This window comes from Streptococcus oralis subsp. dentisani (genome assembly GCF_002860905.1).
Taxonomy (GTDB): Bacteria; Bacillota; Bacilli; order Lactobacillales; family Streptococcaceae; genus Streptococcus; species Streptococcus oralis_BA.
Map to the genome: position 1 here is coordinate 46,641 of NZ_PKIG01000002.1, position 14,769 is coordinate 61,409.

Here is a 14,769-nt window from a genome sequence, read left to right on the forward strand (position 1 = left end):
TAACCTGATGGCTTCTTTTGTTTCTAAATAGTATAGTTGCTCAAGTTAAATAACAGTATAGGAGAGGTAGAAAATGGAACGATTAGAAGATTACATTGCTTTCGATTTAGAATTTAATCAGCATGAAGGGCAAACACACTTGATTCAAGTATCGGCAGTGCGTTTTAGAGATGGTCAGGAAATCGATGCCTATGATTCCTATGTCCATACTAGTGTGCCTCTAAAGAGTTTTATCAATGGTTTGACTGGGATTACAGCTGAGACCTTAAAAGATGCTCCCCCAGTGGAGAAAGTTATCAAAGATTTCCAAGAGTTTGTGGGTTCTTTACCCATGGTAGGATACAATGCTGCTAAAAGTGATTTGCCTATTCTAGCAGAGCATGGTTTAGATTATAGCCAACAGTATAAGGTGGATTTGTATGATGAAGCTTTTGAACGCCGTAGTTCGGATTTACATGGTATTGCCAATCTCAAGTTGCAAACCGTTGCCTCATTTCTTGGATTTCAAGGTCAGTCTCATAATAGTTTAGAGGATGCTCGGATGACGGCGCGTGTTTACGAGTCCTTCTTAGAGTCAGATCAAGCTAGAGAATTGTTAGAGAGAGAAAGTAGCCTATCAAACAATCCTTTTGGAGGCTTGAACTTGTCTCAATTATTTGACTAGGAGTGCCTATGAAACCTGAAAAACCTAAAAATCTAGGTTTTAGGAAAATCTACTTTAATCTAGATAAAATTCTCTTTCTCTTTTTCTTGATATTTATGATGATTGAATTTGTCTGGTTACCACTTAATTCTTGGATTGCTGGACTGTTACTCCGTCAGACAGGTTATCTCTTTCTTTCATACAACAATATTTTTGCCATTATAAAAGGGTCGCCATTTGTTAGTCTTGCTTTATTTATTCTGGTAATCGTTAATTTACTGATTGCCTATTACCAAATAGGACTTCTCTTTATCGGAGCTCGACACCTCCTCTATCACGAAAGGAGGACCTTGCTGGAGTACAGTCGCAAGGTCTTTCGCCAAAGTTTCTTATTTATGAGACAAGTGACGATTTCCAAAATGGCCTTTATCTTCTTTTATGTCATAATGCTCTTTCCATTGATTCGAAAGATTTTAAAGATTTATTACCTCAATAAAATTGTCATTCCGGACTTTATTGTTGATTATGTGGAAGACAAGTATTGGCTTGTAGGTATAGTGGTTACTATTCTGGCTTTACTTCTGTTTTATATTTCAGTGCGTTTCATGTTTGCCCTACCTCAGCTTTTATTTGAGAAAAAAACAGTCAAAGAAGCAGTCAAATACAGTCTAGAGAAGACAAGAAAGCACTCCTGGTTTTATATCTGGAACTTACTTTGGATTGTTGTCAAAACCTACCTATTTTTCATTCTTTTATTGATTCCAATCTTGGCAAGTCAGACACTGATGGATGGTTTGACCCATAGGGAATCTCTTGTGCTGGGAATTATCAACTTTGTCTTGATTAAGAATTTCCACTATATGGCCTTGACTTACTTTCTCATTAAGTTTGTTTCCTTTTTGACAGGGGAGGAACTAGAAATCACACCAAGGAGAAAGAAAGACCACTGGATGAGATGGGGAGTGATGGGATGTGCTTGTATATTTTTCGCTCTTGAGGGTTATGTTTATTTAGAAGCTCCAGTTTCACATAAACCTTTAATTATCTCTCATCGCGGTGTTTCAGATAAAAATGGTGTTCAAAATACCGTCCAATCTTTAGAAAAGACGGCTCAGTTATCTCCAGATTTCGTTGAGACAGATGTTCAGGAAACAAAAGATGGCCAGTTTGTCATGATGCATGATGCTAATATCAAGAATCTGACAGGAGTTAATGCCAATCCTCAGGATCTAACTTTGGATGAATTAACCAAACTTGATATTTCTGAAAATGGCTATCATACCAAGGTATCTAGTTTTGATGCTTATCTAAACAAAGCTAATGAATTGCATCAGAAACTTCTTATTGAGATTAAAACCAGTCGAAAAGATAGTCCAGATATGATGAAACGCTTTATGGAAAAATATGGAACAGTTCTTAAGCAGAATGGTCACCAAATGCAATCCTTGGACTATCATGTGATTGACCAGGTTTTAGCCTACGATTCTCAAATTCCAGTTTATTTCATTCTACCTTACAATAGTATCTTTCCAAGAACCAAGGCGACAGGTTACACCATGGAGTATTCAACTTTAGATGAAAATTTTGTCAACAAGCTTTGGAATACCGATCAGAAATTGTACGTGTGGACAATTAATAGTTCAGAGTCCTTTGATAAATCTGTTCATTTGGGAGCTGATGGCATGATAACAGATGACTTGGAAATGATTCAAGAGCAAGTTACCATTGCCCAAGAAGACCCAGAGTATACTGAATTGCTTTTCAAACAGGCTATGGAATTCTTTAATTTTTAGTAAGCAAAAAGAGGTTGAGCAAAAAATCACCTCTAAAATATCAAAAAAACGAGCGATGTATCAGTTGAATATGCTCGTTTTATTATGCCATGGTTTATAATTGATACCCAATGAAAATCAAAGAGCAAACTAGGAAGCTAGCCGCAGGTTGCTCAAAGTACAACTTTGAGGTTGCAGATAAAACTGACGAAGTCAGTAACATACGTACGGTAAGGTGATGCTGACGTGGTTTGAAGAGATTTTCGAAGAGTATAAAATAAGAATAAAACAGGAAGTAATGCCTATGAAGTGGTTGAACTAGGTTATTTATGTCAGATGTAAAAGGGTTACTAACTTCTGCGTGAAGAAGGCTTTTGAATTTATGTCAAACAGAAAATGGATGTTTTCCCTTTTGGGGCAGATGAGAGAGTATTTTTGGCATGTGCAGAGTTTATGTTAGAAATAAATAAACTGTCATAACATCGCTAGGATTCATCTTTATGAGTATGAATCTCACAAAATTGGTCAAGAATCTAGCATCTAAAACATCAATTATACAAAAACACAGTCTCTCTTTAGCTTGATTGTGGTCAAGACAGAAGTTACTGCGCAGTTTTATTTTTTGAGTTGATTTTTTCTTAGATCATGTGCTTACTGAGGATTGCTTTTATTTTCTGAAGTTGGAGTATTGGACTGTTTTTCATTTTCATTAGTCGATTTACTTGGAGTAGGAGTAGAAGAATCCTGAGTTGCTGTTTTCTGATCTTCTTTTTTCTCTTCCTTGACGCTAGCTTTTGGCGTTTCCTCTTGCTGTGTTTTTTCTTGACTAGTATTATTTTCCTTATTAGGACTAGTGTTTTCCTTAGGGGATTCTTTTTGAATTTCTTTGACAATGGTTGTCGTCTGGGGTGTCGTAGGTTCTTTTTTAGTATTTTTGTTATTATCCAAGGCGTTCATGATAGTGATACTTGCGGTAATTAAGCCAAGGATACTAGCGATAGTCGCAACGATTTTTTGAAAGACTGTAAAGCCTTTTTTGATGTGTTCTGTTTTTGGTTTTGAAGTTCTACGATAATTAGACATGCATTCTCTCCTTTGATTAAAACTTATTATACCGCATTTCTTTAAAAAAATCTTAAAAAAAGAGGAATTGCCCTTTCTTGTCGCAGGCTCCGTTTCATGATACAATAGAGGGAGTGATTTTAGAAAGCGTGAGAAAACATGATTTACTTTGATAATTCGGCGACGACCAAGCCCTATCCTGAAGCACTTGAAACTTATATGCAGGTCGCTTCAAAAATTTTAGGAAATCCATCTAGTCTCCATCGTTTGGGAGACCAGGCAACACGAATTTTAGATGCTTCCCGTCAACAGATTGCAGATTTAATCGGTAAGAAAAGTGATGAAATCTTCTTTACATCTGGTGGAACAGAAGGTGATAACTGGGTTATCAAGGGTGTGGCCTTTGAAAAATCCCAGTTTGGTAAGCACATCATCGTATCAGCCATTGAACATCCAGCAGTCAAGGAATCAGCTCTTTGGTTGAAATCTCAAGGTTTTGAAGTGGATTTGGCTCCAGTTAATGAGAAAGGATTTGTGGATGTTGAGGCGCTAGCAGATTTGATACGACCAGATACGACCCTCGTTTCCGTCATGGCTGTGAACAATGAAATCGGCTCTATCCAACCTATTGAGGCTATTTCAGAACTGTTGGCAGACAAGCCGACTATTTCCTTCCACGTTGATGCGGTTCAGGCGCTTGCTAAAATTCCGACTGAAAAGTATCTGACAGAACGAGTGGATTTCGCGACTTTCTCTGGTCACAAGTTCCACGGAGTTCGTGGCGTTGGCTTTGTCTATATCAAGCCAGGCAAGAAAATCACGCCTCTTTTAACAGGTGGTGGTCAGGAGCGTGATTATCGTTCAACAACTGAAAATGTGGCAGGGATTGCAGCGACTGCTAAAGCTCTCCGTTTGTCTATGGAAAAGCTAGATATCTTTAGGAGCAAGACAGGACAGATGAAGGCAGTGATTCGCCAAGCTCTTTTGGACTATCCAGATATTTTTGTCTTTTCAGATGAGGAAGATTTTGCCCCTCATATCCTGACTTTTGGGATTAAGGGTGTTCGTGGAGAAGTCATCGTTCACGCTTTTGAAGACTATGATATTTTCATATCAACGACTTCTGCTTGTTCATCCAAGGCAGGAAAACCAGCCGGAACTCTGATTGCTATGGGAGTGGATAAAGATAAGGCCCAGTCAGCTGTGCGTCTAAGCCTAGACCTTGAAAATGATATGAGTCAGGTCGAGCAGTTTTTGACCAAGTTAAAATTAATTTACAATCAAACTAGAAAAGTAAGATAGGAGAATTCATGCAGTATTCAGAAATTATGATTCGCTACGGAGAGTTGTCAACCAAGGGTAAAAACCGTATGCGTTTCATCAATAAACTTCGCAATAATATTTCGGACGTTTTGTCTATCTATCCCCAAGTAAAGGTAACCGCAGATCGCGATCGTGCCCACGCTTACCTCAATGGGGCGGATTACACAGCAGTTGCAGAATCACTTAAGCAAGTCTTTGGGATTCAAAATTTTTCTCCAGTATATAAGGTTGAAAAATCTGTAGAAGTTCTGAAGTCTGCTGTCCAAGAGATTATGCAGGACATCTACAAGGAAGGCATGACCTTTAAGATTTCTAGCAAGCGTAGCGACCACAACTTTGAACTCGATAGTCGTGAACTCAATCAAACACTTGGAGGAGCTGTTTTTGAAGCTATTCCAAATGTGCAAGCTCAGATGAAAAATCCTGACATCAATCTTCAGGTGGAGATTCGTGAAGAGGCTGCTTATCTTTCCTATGAAACCATTCGAGGAGCAGGTGGATTACCTGTGGGAACTTCTGGTAAGGGCATGCTCATGTTATCAGGGGGAATTGACTCACCTGTAGCTGGCTATCTAGCGCTTAAACGTGGGGTGGATATTGAAGCCGTTCACTTTGCTAGCCCACCCTACACCAGTCCTGGAGCACTTAAGAAAGCCCAAGATTTAACTCGTAAATTGACCAAGTTTGGGGGCAATATCCAGTTTATCGAAGTGCCTTTCACAGAGATTCAAGAGGAAATCAAGGCCAAAGCGCCAGAAGCCTATCTCATGACCTTGACGCGTCGTTTTATGATGCGGATTACTGACCGTATTCGTGAGGTACGAAATGGATTGGTTATCATCAATGGGGAAAGTCTTGGTCAAGTAGCTAGCCAGACCTTGGAAAGCATGCAGGCTATTAACGCTGTGACCAACACTCCAATTATTCGTCCAGTTGTGACAATGGATAAGTTGGAAATCATTGACATTGCTCAGGAAATCGATACCTTTGACATTTCAATCCAACCGTTTGAAGACTGTTGTACCATTTTTGCGCCAGATCGTCCAAAGACTAATCCTAAGATTAAGAATGCGGAGCAGTACGAAGCGCGTATGGATGTTGAAGCTTTGGTTGAACGAGCAGTGGCTGGAATCATGATTACTGAGATTACACCGCAGGCTGAAAAAGATGAAGTGGATGACTTGATTGACAATCTTCTCTAATCAGAAAATCCAGAAGAATTTAGAAAAATAGATGAAAAAGTTAGTTTTTAATTCCAAAAGTGGAAGCAAAACTAACTTTTTTTCTATAATTGTGATATAATAAAATAAAATTTTGAATATAGAGAGTTTTCTGACAATGAATCAATCCTACTTTTATCTAAAAATGAAAGAACACAAGCTTAAGGTTCCTTATACAGGTAAGGAGCGCCGTGTGCGTGTTCTTCTGCCTAAAGATTATGAGAAAGACACGAATCGTTCCTATCCTGTTATTTACTTTCATGACGGGCAAAATGTTTTTTATAGCAAGGAGTCTTTCATTGGCCATTCATGGAAGATTATACCAGCTATTAAGCGTAATCCTGATATCAGTCGCATGATTGTCGTAGCCATTGATAATGATGGCATGGGGCGGATGAATGAGTATGCGGCATGGAAATTCCAAGAATCTCCTATCCCAGGGCAGCAGTTTGGCGGTAAGGGTGTGGAGTATGCCGAGTTTGTTATGGAGGTGGTCAAGCCATTTATCGATGAGACCTACCGTACCAAAGCTGATCGCCAGCATACGGCTATGATTGGGTCTTCACTAGGAGGCAATATTACCCAGTTTATCGGTTTGGAATACCAAGACCAAATTGGCTGTCTAGGGGTCTTTTCATCTGCCAACTGGCTCCATCAAGAAGCCTTTAATCGTTATATCGAGCGCAAGAAACTATCGCCTGACCAGCGTATCTTTATCTATGTTGGAACAGAAGAAGCAGATGATACGGACAAGACCCTGATGGCAGGTAATATCAAACAAGCCTATATCGATTCGTCTCTTCGCTATTACCATGATTTGGTAGCAGGGGGAGTACACTTGGGCAATCTTGTCTTAAAAGTTCAGTCTGGTGCCATCCATAGTGAAATCCCTTGGTCGGAAAATTTACCAGACTGTCTGAGATTTTTTGCAGAGAAATGGTAAGTTAGAAAAGGAGAAGGCCAATGCATATTGAAAACCTTAGCCACTGGAGTGGCAATCTTAACCGTGAAATGTACCTTAACCGTTATGGTCATGCTGGGATTCCAGTTGTGGTCTTTGCTTCATCAGGTGGTAGTCACAATGAATACTATGATTTTGGCATGATTGATGCTTGTGCTTCCTTTATCGAGGAAGGCCGTGTTCAGTTCTTTACCCTATCCAGTGTAGACAGTGAGAGCTGGTTGGCCACTTGGAAAAACGGTCACGACCAAGCGGAGATGCATCGTGCCTACGAGCGCTATGTGATTGAGGAGGCCATTCCTTTTATCAAGCATAAGACAGGTTGGTTTGATGGTATGATGACGACAGGTTGCTCCATGGGCGCCTACCATGCAGTCAACTTTTTTCTCCAACATCCAGATGTCTTTACCAAGGTGATTGCTCTTAGTGGTGTTTACGATGCACGTTTCTTTGTCGGCGATTACTACAATGACGATGCCATTTACCAAAACTCGCCAGTAGATTATATCTGGAACCAGAACGACGGCTGGTTTATTGACCGTTATCGTCAGGCAGAGATTGTGCTTTGTACGGGTCTCGGTGCCTGGGAACAAGATGGCTTGCCATCCTTCTACAAGCTTAAAGAAGCCTTTGACCAGAAACAAATTCCAGCCTGGTTTGCTGAATGGGGACACGATGTCGCCCACGACTGGGAATGGTGGCGCAAACAAATGCCTTATTTCCTTGGAAATCTCTATTTATAAAAGGAGTTACCTATGAATTACCTTGTTATTTCTCCCTACTATCCGCAAAACTTTCAACAGTTTACCATCGAACTTGCCAATAAAGGTATCACCGTCTTGGGAATTGGTCAGGAACCTTACGAGCAACTGGATGAGCCCTTGCGCAATAGCCTGACCGAGTATTTCCGTGTTGATAATCTTGAGAACATAGACGAAGTCAAACGTGCAGTTGCTTTTCTCTTTTATAAACATGGTCCTATCGACCGCATCGAATCTCATAATGAATACTGGCTTGAGTTAGATGCAAGTCTTCGTGAGCAATTCAATGTTTTTGGTGCCAAACCAGAGGATCTCAAAAAGACGAAATATAAGTCTGAAATGAAGAAGCTTTTCAAAAAAGCTGGTGTCCCTGTAGTCCCTGGAGCTGTTATCAAGACGGAAGCAGATGTGGATCAAGCTGTGAACGAAATCGGTCTTCCAATGATTGCCAAACCTGATAATGGAGTGGGAGCAGCCGCAACCTTTAAGCTTGAAACAGAAGACGATATCAATCACTTCAAGCAAGAATGGGATCATTCGACCGTTTATTTCTTTGAAAAATTTGTCACTTCCAGCGAAATTTGCACCTTTGACGGACTTGTGGACAAGGATGGCAAGATTGTCTTTTCAACGACTTTCGACTATGCCTATACACCGCTGGATCTCATGATTTACAAGATGGACAATTCTTATTACGTTCTCAAGGATATGGATCCTAAATTACGTAAATATGGTGAGGCCATTGTCAAAGAATTTGGTATGAAAGAACGGTTCTTCCATATTGAGTTCTTCCGTGAAGGGGACGACTACATTGCCATTGAGTACAATAACCGTCCTGCAGGTGGTTTTACCATTGATGTTTATAACTTTGCTCATTCCTTGGACCTCTATCGTGGCTATGCGGCTATTGTCGCGGGAGAAGAGTTCCCGGCGTCAGAGTTTGAACCTCAGTATTGTTTGGCTACATCACGTCGTGCAAATGCTCACTATGTCTATTCTGAGGAGGACTTGCTTGCCAAATATAGCCAGCAGTTCAAGGTTAAAAAAATCATGCCAGCGGCCTTCGCAGAACTTCAAGGAGATTACCTTTATATGCTGACAACTTCTAGTCGACAAGAAATGGAGCAGATGATTAAGGACTTTGGTCAGCGTCAGGCTTGAGAGACTATCGGATTAAGGAAATTCACTCCCTTAGTCCTTTTGTTTTTTTATGAGAAACACAGCGGATTGACACAAGAGTAGGACAATTTTTGAGGTGCTTTTTAATATGAGCCCAGGTTTTCTCAATAAGATTGTACTCAGGTGAGTGGGGAGGAATAAGAAATAAAGCTACTTTTTCTGGGGCTTATTCATAGTAGGTGTGATTCTTTTTTTCGAATGTAACCCATAGCTTTGAGAGCATAGTGGATTGAAATAAGATGTGAACGAAGTGATTGAGAAAGTCAATTTTTTCTAGAAATGTTTTAGCAACCGTAATGTGCTATTCTAGATTCAATACGCTATAGTTGATGACAGCCAAATTCAGAAGCTATTTCAGTCAAATAAGCGTCTGGATTCTCAGTAAGATAGTTTTTAAGTCTATCTCTATCAACTTTTCTTGGTTTTGTTCCTTTTACTTGATGGTTTAGATCACCTATTTTCTCTTTTAGATAATGATATTACGTGAGATTTGGAAAACGTGTGATGTTTCTGTTATACTACCTATTCGCTTACAATAGGCGAGAACTTTTTTTACGTAAATCTATTGAATATGGCATAAGATGACTGCACCACATTGTGTACTATCTTTAGTTCATTTTGTCATATTTCTGTCGAAACAGGTTACTAATATTAATGTACGGGCTCTATGTATGTCAAAAATAAGTTCAGTTATTGAATAGATTTTACTAAACGAGATAGAAGAATAATTTGAGTCTTTTATGCAATCTCCATATAGGATTCATTACGACAGATACCTTAGATTCTTTTTATTGAAGAAATTTTCTGAAAATTACAAAATATACTTGCTATTTTAGAAAAAAAGTGTAGAATATAAGAAATAGGTTTTTAGAATAAGGAGTGGAATATGACAGTAACGATTGATTGGGAGAACCTTGGTTTCTCCTATATGAAATTACCTTATCGCTATATTGCTCATTTTAAAAATGGACAATGGAATCAAGGAGAGCTTACAGAGGATGCAACTTTGCATATTTCAGAGTCTTCTCCAAGTCTTCACTATGGTCAACAAGCCTTTGAAGGTTTGAAAGCTTACCGTACTAAGGATGGTAGTGTTCAACTTTTCCGTCCTGACGAAAATGCTAAACGTCTGCAACGTACTTGTAATCGTCTCTTGATGCCACAAGTTCCGACAGACATGTTCGTAGAAGCTTGTAAGGCAGTTGTCCGCGCGAATGAAGAATACGTACCACCATATGGAACAGGTGGAACTCTTTATCTTCGTCCACTTTTGATTGGTGTTGGAGATATTATCGGGGTTAAACCAGCAGAGGAATACATTTTCACAATTTTTGCTATGCCAGTTGGAAATTACTTTAAGGGTGGATTGGTTCCAACCAACTTCTTGATTCAGGATGAATACGACCGTGCGGCTCCAAATGGTACAGGTGCGGCTAAGGTTGGTGGGAACTATGCTGCCAGTCTCTTGCCAGGGAAATTGGCCAAGTCACGTCATTTCTCAGATGTTATCTACCTAGACCCATCAACTCATACAAAGATTGAAGAAGTCGGCTCAGCTAACTTCTTTGGAATTACAGCTGACAATGAGTTTGTAACACCATTGAGCCCATCTATCTTGCCATCTATTACTAAGTATTCTTTGCTTTATTTGGCAGAACACCGCTTGGGCTTGACTCCTATTGAGGGAGATGTCCCAATTGATAACCTTGACCGTTTTGTAGAGGCAGGTGCCTGTGGTACAGCAGCAGTTATTTCACCAATTGGTGGAATTCAGCACGGTGATGATTTCCATGTATTCTATAGTGAAACAGAAGTTGGCCCTCTGACTCGTAAACTCTATGATGAATTGACAGGTATTCAGTTTGGTGATATTGAAGCGCCAGAAGGTTGGATTGTAAAAGTAGATTAAAATAAACAAAAGGAGATTTTTGATGAAATCGAAAAAGTGGCTCTTAACAGCAGGAGTGGTCCTGAGCACAACAGCTCTTTTAGTGGCTTGTGGAAAAGCTGATAAAGAAGCAGATGCACCGACAACATTTTCATATGTCTATGCAGTAGATCCAGCATCTTTGGACTATAGTATAGCGACTCGTACATCTACAACAGATGTCATCGGGAACGTGGTTGATGGCTTGATGGAAAACGACCAGTACGGAAATGTTATTCCTTCCTTGGCTGAGGATTGGTCTGTGTCAAAAGATGGGTTGACTTATACCTACAAACTTCGTAAAGGAGTTAAATGGTACACTTCTGAAGGTGAAGAATATGCAGAAGTAACAGCCCATGACTTTGTAACAGGATTGAAACACGTAGCTGACGGTAAGTCAGACGGCGTCTCTCTCATCCAAAATTCAATTAAGGGCTTGGATGCCTACATGACTGGTGAGACCAATGATTTCTCTACAGTTGGTGTTAAAGCCTTGGATGATTATACAGTTGAATATACCCTAAACAAACCAGAAAGTTTCTGGAATTCTAAAGTTACAACAGCGACGATGTTGCCTGTAAATGAAGAGTTTTTGAAGGCAACAGGTAAAGATTATGGAGCAGTTACTCCAGCAGGGATTCTTTACAATGGTCCTTATATCTTGAAGACCTTGACTTCTAAATCGTTAATCGAATACGAGAAAAATCCAAACTACTGGGATAAAGAAAAGGTAAAAATTGAAAAGATCAAATTGACCTACTACGATGGTTCAGATCAGGAATCGTTGATTCGTAGCTTCTCTTCAGGTGCCTATACGACAGCCCGTCTCTTCCCAAGTAGCTCAAACTTTGCTTCAACTTTGGAACAATATGGAGATAAAATCACTTATAGCCCACAGGACTCAAGTAGTTATTACTTCACCTTTAACGTAAATCGTCAGTCATACAATAAAACTGCGAAAACAAGTGAAGAGCAAAAGACTTCTACAAAAGAAGCTATGCTTAATAAGGACTTCCGTCAGGCTATCAACTTTGCCTTCAACCGTCATTCTTATGCTGCCCAGCTAAATGGTGAAGACGGTGCGGATAAGATTATTCGTAACAGTCTCGTTCCTGATAACTTTGTACAAGCAGGTGGTAAGAACTTTGGTCACATCGCTCAAGCTGAGTTAGTGAACTATGGTGACCAATGGAAAGGTGTTGAGCTAGTTGACGGTAAGGATTCTATCTACAACCCTGACAAGGCTAAGGCAGCATTTGAAAAAGCTAAGAAAGACTTAGAGTCTAAAGGGGTAACTTTCCCAATTCACTTGGATGTCCCAGTTGAACAAACAGATACCATCGCCGTTCAACAAAGCAACTCTTTCAAACAGTCGATCGAATCAACTCTTGGTGCTGAAAATGTTGTCATCGATGTTCTTCAAATGACAGATAATGAAAAGGAAACAATCACTTCTCAAGCGCGTGTTCCTTCTCAAAAAGACTATGATTTGAACAGTACAGGATGGGCTCCAAGTTATCAAGACCCAGCATCTTACTTGAATATCATGGATCCTAAATCAGGTTCTGCTATGAAACACCTTGGTATTACTAAAGGGAAAGATAAGGATGTCGTAGCGAAACTTGGTTTGGACCAGTATAAGAAATTATTGGATGATGCCGATTCAGAAACTACGAATCTTGAAGAGCGATATGAAAAATATGCCAAGGCTCAAGCTTGGTTGACAGATAGTTCATTATTGATGTCAACAGCCTCATCTGGTGGTTCTCCAGTTGTAAGTAATGTCGTGCCATTCTCAAAACCATACTCACAAGTTGGTATTAAGGGTGACCCATATATCTTTAAAGGAATGAAATTGCAAAAAGATATCGTTACAACAAAAGAATATGAAGAAGCACTGAAAAAATGGCAAAAAGAAAAATTGGAATCAAACGGTAAGTACCAAAAAGAACTAGAAAAACACATTAAATAAAGCAGAAAACTCTATATCAGACTTGGAATGATATAGAGTTTTTTCTTGCTAGTTTTGGGATTTTCTTGTAAAATAGAAAAAGTGAAGAGAGGTATGAAATGAGTAAGAAAGATAAAAAAATCGAAATTCAAGTAGCAGATGCTAAAGTTAATGTAGGAAAAGACAGTTTTGAAGGTTATACCTTGACCATTGGTAAAAAAGTTATCGGAGAAATTGCCGAATTAGACGGACAATTTGCCATCATAAAGAATGGGAATGTCGATAGTTTTTATAAAAAATTGGAAAAAGCTGTGGAAATTTTGATTGAAAATTATAATTTAGCAAAATAAGTCTTGTTTTTTTGAAATTTTCATGATATAATAGTCCATGTTGATTGTAGGAGAGATAGCGAAGAGGCTAAACGCGGCGGACTGTAAATCCGCTCCTTCGGGTTCGGGGGTTCGAATCCCTCTCTCTCCATTTCATCAATGGGGTATAGCCAAGCGGTAAGGCAAGGGACTTTGACTCCCTCATGCGTTGGTTCGAATCCAGCTACCCCAGTTCTTAGGTAATAATCAAGATAAAAAGCAAAATATCTTAGGGTATTTTATTTTTATAATTGAAAGACGTGAACGATATGAACATGTCCTTGCGGGTGCTTAGGAAAAAAATTATAAGTATGTCAAGTTTAAGAAAAACTTGATTGTTGGAGGATTTTTTAGATGAACGAATTTGAAGATTTGCTAAATAGCGTTAGCCAAGTTGAGACTGGTGATGTTGTTAGTGCTGAAGTATTGACAGTTGATGCGACTCAAGCTAACGTTGCAATCTCTGGAACTGGTGTTGAAGGTGTCTTGACTCTTCGCGAATTGACAAACGATCGCGATGCAGATATCAATGACTTTGTTAAAGTAGGAGAAGTATTGGATGTTCTTGTACTTCGTCAAGTAGTTGGTAAAGATACTGATACAGTTACATACCTTGTATCTAAAAAACGCCTTGAAGCTCGCAAAGCATGGGACAAACTTGTTGGTCGCGAAGAAGAAGTTGTTACTGTTAAAGGAACTCGTGCCGTTAAAGGTGGACTTTCAGTAGAATTTGAAGGTGTTCGTGGATTTATCCCAGCTTCAATGTTGGATACTCGTTTCGTACGTAACACTGAGCGTTTTGTAGGTCAAGAATTTGACGCTAAAATCAAAGAAGTTGACGCTAAAGAAAACCGCTTCATCCTTTCACGTCGTGAAGTTGTTGAAGCAGCTACAGCAGCAGCTCGCGCTGAAGTATTCGGTAAATTGGCTGTTGGTGATGTTGTAACTGGTAAAGTTGCCCGTATCACAAGCTTCGGTGCTTTTATCGACCTTGGTGGTGTTGACGGATTGGTTCACTTGACTGAATTGTCACACGAGCGTAACGTATCACCAAAATCAGTTGTAACAGTTGGTGAAGAAATTGAAGTGAAAATCCTTGATCTTAACGAAGAAGAAGGACGCGTATCGCTTTCACTTAAAGCAACAACACCTGGACCATGGGATGGCGTTGAGCAAAAATTGGCTAAAGGTGATGTAGTTGAAGGAACAGTTAAACGTTTGACTGACTTCGGTGCATTTGTTGAAGTATTGCCAGGTATAGATGGACTTGTTCACGTATCACAAATTTCACACAAACGTATTGAAAATCCAAAAGAAGCTCTTAAAGTTGGTCAAGAAGTTAAAGTTAAAGTTCTTGAAGTTAACGCAGATGCAGAGCGCGTATCACTTTCTATCAAAGCTCTTGAAGAGCGTCCAGCTCAAGAAGAAGGACAAAAAGAAGAAAAACGTGCTGCTCGTCCACGTCGTCCAAAACGTCAAGAAAAACGTGATTTCGAACTTCCAGAAACACAAACAGGATTCTCAATGGCTGACTTGTTCGGTGATATCGAACTTTAATCAAATTGAAAATTCATAAAATCCTTTGTTTTCTAAACAAGGGAT

At 39.5% G+C, this 14,769-nt stretch carries 13 protein-coding genes, 2 tRNA genes and 2 pseudogenes; 14 read left to right on the forward strand and 3 right to left on the reverse strand.

Going from position 1 to position 14,769, the window contains the following annotated elements; all coding sequences use genetic code 11:
• The first annotated feature begins 73 nt into the window (after nt 1–73).
• The 3 genes and pseudogenes from CYK16_RS03285 to CYK16_RS10850 all read left to right on the forward strand — a co-directional run.
• Nucleotides 74–664 carry a 3'-5' exonuclease gene (locus tag CYK16_RS03285; protein WP_060805688.1) on the forward strand — a complete coding sequence of 197 codons (591 nt, stop codon included), beginning with the start codon at nt 74–76 and terminating at the stop codon, nt 662–664.
• An 8-nt stretch (nt 665–672) separates the two neighbouring features.
• Complete coding sequence (locus CYK16_RS03290; protein ID WP_060805689.1) at nt 673–2,436, forward strand: glycerophosphoryl diester phosphodiesterase membrane domain-containing protein; 1,764 nt, start codon at nt 673–675, stop codon at nt 2,434–2,436.
• A 357-nt stretch (nt 2,437–2,793) separates the two neighbouring features.
• Nucleotides 2,794–3,046 (forward strand): annotated as a pseudogene (locus CYK16_RS10850) (IS5/IS1182 family transposase); the annotation flags it as partial.
• Between the two features lie 20 nt (nt 3,047–3,066).
• On the opposite strand, the gene CYK16_RS03295 reads toward CYK16_RS10850, so the two are convergent.
• Nucleotides 3,067–3,498 carry a DUF6556 family protein gene (locus tag CYK16_RS03295; RefSeq protein WP_060805690.1) on the reverse strand — a complete coding sequence of 144 codons (432 nt, stop codon included), beginning with the start codon at nt 3,496–3,498 and terminating at the stop codon, nt 3,067–3,069.
• A 138-nt stretch (nt 3,499–3,636) separates the two neighbouring features.
• Here CYK16_RS03295 and CYK16_RS03300 point away from each other — a divergent pair, with 138 nt between their 5' ends.
• The 5 genes from CYK16_RS03300 to CYK16_RS03320 all read left to right on the forward strand — a co-directional run bounded on the left by CYK16_RS03300 (nt 3,637) and on the right by CYK16_RS03320 (nt 8,903).
• The gene (locus CYK16_RS03300; RefSeq protein ID WP_060805691.1) at nt 3,637–4,779 is read left to right on the forward strand and encodes a cysteine desulfurase family protein; all 1,143 of its coding nucleotides are present in this window, start codon (nt 3,637–3,639) and stop codon (nt 4,777–4,779) included.
• A gap of 8 nt (nt 4,780–4,787) precedes the next feature.
• Nucleotides 4,788–6,002, forward strand: coding sequence for a tRNA uracil 4-sulfurtransferase ThiI (thiI, locus tag CYK16_RS03305; RefSeq protein WP_101776637.1), 1,215 nt, complete (start codon nt 4,788–4,790; stop codon nt 6,000–6,002).
• Between the two features lie 136 nt (nt 6,003–6,138).
• Entirely contained in the window at nt 6,139–6,963 is an 825-nt protein-coding gene (locus CYK16_RS03310; protein WP_060805693.1) for an alpha/beta hydrolase, read from the forward strand.
• 20 nt (nt 6,964–6,983) lie between these two features.
• Nucleotides 6,984–7,724, forward strand: coding sequence for an esterase family protein (locus CYK16_RS03315; protein ID WP_000546817.1), 741 nt, complete (start codon nt 6,984–6,986; stop codon nt 7,722–7,724).
• A gap of 12 nt (nt 7,725–7,736) precedes the next feature.
• Nucleotides 7,737–8,903 (forward strand): ATP-grasp domain-containing protein, encoded by a 1,167-nt coding sequence (locus CYK16_RS03320; protein WP_060805694.1) that lies wholly within the window; start codon nt 7,737–7,739, stop codon nt 8,901–8,903.
• A gap of 22 nt (nt 8,904–8,925) precedes the next feature.
• Here the strand turns inward: CYK16_RS03320 and CYK16_RS11025 are convergent, their stop codons facing one another.
• Both CYK16_RS11025 and CYK16_RS11030 read right to left on the reverse strand, forming a co-directional pair.
• On the reverse strand, nt 8,926–9,060 hold the full coding sequence (locus tag CYK16_RS11025; RefSeq protein ID WP_081094044.1) for a hypothetical protein: 135 nt from the start codon (nt 9,058–9,060) through the stop codon (nt 8,926–8,928).
• A 190-nt stretch (nt 9,061–9,250) separates the two neighbouring features.
• A pseudogene (locus CYK16_RS11030) lies at nt 9,251–9,499 on the reverse strand (IS630 transposase-related protein); the annotation flags it as partial.
• Nucleotides 9,500–9,807: 308 nt separating this feature from the next.
• On the opposite strand from CYK16_RS11030, the gene CYK16_RS03330 reads away from it, so the two are divergent.
• From CYK16_RS03330 to rpsA, 6 genes are all read left to right on the forward strand, one after another.
• Entirely contained in the window at nt 9,808–10,830 is a 1,023-nt protein-coding gene (locus CYK16_RS03330; RefSeq protein ID WP_060805695.1) for a branched-chain amino acid aminotransferase, read from the forward strand.
• A gap of 22 nt (nt 10,831–10,852) precedes the next feature.
• Nucleotides 10,853–12,820 carry a peptide ABC transporter substrate-binding protein gene (locus CYK16_RS03335; RefSeq protein ID WP_060805696.1) on the forward strand — a complete coding sequence of 656 codons (1,968 nt, stop codon included), beginning with the start codon at nt 10,853–10,855 and terminating at the stop codon, nt 12,818–12,820.
• A gap of 98 nt (nt 12,821–12,918) precedes the next feature.
• Nucleotides 12,919–13,149: a DUF2969 domain-containing protein gene (locus tag CYK16_RS03340; RefSeq protein WP_000037113.1), complete on the forward strand. Its 231-nt coding sequence runs from the start codon at nt 12,919–12,921 to the stop codon at nt 13,147–13,149.
• Nucleotides 13,150–13,198: 49 nt separating this feature from the next.
• Nucleotides 13,199–13,279: transfer RNA gene (locus CYK16_RS03345), tRNA-Tyr, on the forward strand.
• Nucleotides 13,280–13,288: 9 nt separating this feature from the next.
• Nucleotides 13,289–13,360, forward strand: a tRNA-Gln gene (locus CYK16_RS03350).
• A 161-nt stretch (nt 13,361–13,521) separates the two neighbouring features.
• Nucleotides 13,522–14,724 (forward strand): 30S ribosomal protein S1, encoded by a 1,203-nt coding sequence (rpsA, locus tag CYK16_RS03355; RefSeq protein ID WP_001001630.1) that lies wholly within the window; start codon nt 13,522–13,524, stop codon nt 14,722–14,724.
• Nucleotides 14,725–14,769 lie beyond the last annotated feature (45 nt).